We start from the raw sequence: 2,424 nt of genomic DNA, 5'->3' as shown, positions 1-2,424 counted from the left end.
AATAGCTAAGTTTTCGTTGCGTGCGCAGCACGAACAATGAAAACCCTGTTGAACGGAACCTTCGGCAGCTTTTGGTTGGGTATTTTCCCACACTATGGGTTTATCGACAAAAGATTTTTAGAGATACAAGAGACTTTGAGAAGAGTCTCTTTTTTTGTGGGTGATTTTGGCGAGTTTTTCTTGGTTTTATCGTGCTTTCCTTCACGTTAGGTTAACATTTCCCTTACCCAAATCCGCTAAAATGCAGATTTAGGAGCAGGTAAATTTCGGCTCATCTCCAAAAACCAACTTGGCGGACCTCGTAGATCGAACGTGGCAATCGTCACAAGATTTCCATCTTTACAACACGTACATTTCGGCTGAAAAGCTTTTGGCGGAAGCTTTTCTTTGGGCTGGATGCCTAAATTTTGTTGTAGATTTTTAAGTTTGATACGCTTCCAGGTGCTGCTCAAAAAACCATAATGACGGATTTTTACAAATCTTTTCGGTAAAATATGCATCACAAAACGGCGGATAAACTCTTCATGGCTCAAAACCATCTGCTTTTTGATGCCTTTTTGGCGGTAATCTTTGTAAGAAAAAGTTACCGTTTCCGCGTCAATTTTCCTGATTCTCTGGTTGCTGATGGCGATTTTATGCGTGTATCTGCCCAAATATTCTACCACAGATTTTGGGCTTCCAAAAGGCTTTTTGGCGTAAACAACCCAAGACTTTTCCCACAGATTTTGCCTGATTTTGGTATACTCTTCAAAGTTTTTATCTTTTAATTTCTCACAAAATTTAGCCCTGAAAACTTTACTCAAAGCCTTTACCGGAAACAAAAATTTGCCGTCTGAACGTAGATTTTTCCAAGCTCCGCTTTCATCCACTCCACCGCCCGGAACAATGCAGTGCAAATGCGGATGAAGGCTCAGATTCTGCCCCCAAGTGTGCAAAACAGCAATCATTCCCATTTTTAAACCTCGATTTTCACCAAACGTTTGAAGCGTTTCCCAGGCAGATTCAAATAAAAAATCGTACAACATTTTGGGCTCGTGAAGCGCGGTTTTGTTCAATACATCAGGAAGCGTAAAAACCACGTGGAAATAAGGTACCGGAAGCAGTTCGGTTTCCCGATTTTCAATCCATTGCTCTCGGTTTTTGCTCTGACATTTTGGGCAATGACGGTTTCGGCAGGAGTTGTAACTGATGCTTACATTTCCACATTCATCACAAGCGTCAATATGACCACCCAAAGCAGAGGTACGGCATTTTTTCAACGCTGAAAGTGTTCGTAATTGCCAAGAATTAAGTCCTAAATCTTCCAATTTTGAACCTAATTTGTTTAAAACATCGGCGACTTCGTATTGAGGTTGAGATTGAGGTTGAACTGACTGTTTTTTTGAGGTTTTTAAACCGCTCATTTTTTCCCAAATTCTGAAAAAAGGGTATCGAGCGGTGAAAAGAGTTTTTGGGTTGAAAGCTGGGCAATTTGAAGATAAACCAGCGTGGTATCGATACTTTCGTGACCGAGAAGATTTTTGATGCTCAAAATATCCATCCCATCTTCCAGAAGATGCGTCGCAAAACTGTGCCGAAGCGTATGGACACTCACTTCTTTCAGGATATTTGCCGTTTTTGATGCCTGCTTTACCGCCCACTGAACGCCGCGCTGGGAGTAACGGGAATCGAAATCGCCACCAGCACGCCCTCCACGAGGTTCTCCAAAGAGATAATCTTCCGGTTTTTCCGCTTCGATATACTTTTTGAGCCCACGAATCAGATGTTCGGAAAGTGGTAAATAGCGGTCTTTTTTGCCTTTTCCCTGAACCACTTTGAGTTGTTTTCGACCAAAATCTAAGTCGCACAAACGGAGATTTCGAACTTCCATACAGCGCAATCCGCAGCCGTAAAGAATGCCGATCAAAATTTTATGTTTTAAAAGTTTACAGCCGGACAACATCTGCCAAACCTCCTGTTTACTAAGCACTACAGGCAGTTTTTTCTCTCTTTTAATTTCCGGAAGACTCAAATAATCATAGCTCAAACCTTCCGATTTAAGCAGAAATCGAAGTCCGTAAACGGTGTGTTTAAAATACGACTGTGAAGGTGATTTTGATTTTTTCTGAAGGTAAAAAAGGTAATCGTGAATTTGCTCGGGATCCAATTCTGTAGGAATTTTTCCGAAATGTAGCGACACCGCAGCGACGTGTCTGGAGTAATTTTGAAAGGTACTTTGGCTTCTTCCCAATACAGAAACCGTACGTTCAAACCTATGCAAAAGCTCCGCAAATCCCGGAACTTCGCGCTTTGCCTGATTGATGATCTTGTTTTCTCTAAGCTCTTCTACACTCTTTTTTTTGTTGCCATTTTACTGATTTTTAATTAGTTTTACAAAGTAACTAAATATAGCGCTGAGAAAGCTACCGAAGGTTTAGTTCAACA

At 41.2% G+C, this 2,424-nt stretch carries 2 protein-coding genes; both read right to left on the bottom strand.

Annotation, left to right across the window (positions count from 1 at the left end; genetic code table 11):
• Positions 1 to 236 precede the first annotated feature (236 nt).
• On the bottom strand, positions 237 to 1,403 hold the full coding sequence (locus H6W52_RS20975) for an IS91 family transposase (RefSeq protein WP_024564049.1): 1,167 nt from the start codon (positions 1,401 to 1,403) through the stop codon (positions 237 to 239).
• Entirely contained in the window at positions 1,400 to 2,260 is an 861-nt protein-coding gene (locus H6W52_RS20970) for a tyrosine-type recombinase/integrase (protein WP_029728479.1), read from the bottom strand. The genes H6W52_RS20975 and H6W52_RS20970 overlap by 4 nt, the downstream gene beginning before the upstream one ends.
• Positions 2,261 to 2,424 lie beyond the last annotated feature (164 nt).

Origin of the sequence: Chryseobacterium sp. C2(2020) (genome assembly GCF_014218915.1) — a bacterium.
In the GTDB taxonomy this organism is placed as follows: Bacteria; Bacteroidota; Bacteroidia; order Flavobacteriales; family Weeksellaceae; genus Chryseobacterium; species Chryseobacterium mucoviscidosis.
The sequence above is the reverse complement of the archived record's forward strand: the minus strand, read 5'-3'. Positions and strand labels throughout refer to the sequence as shown.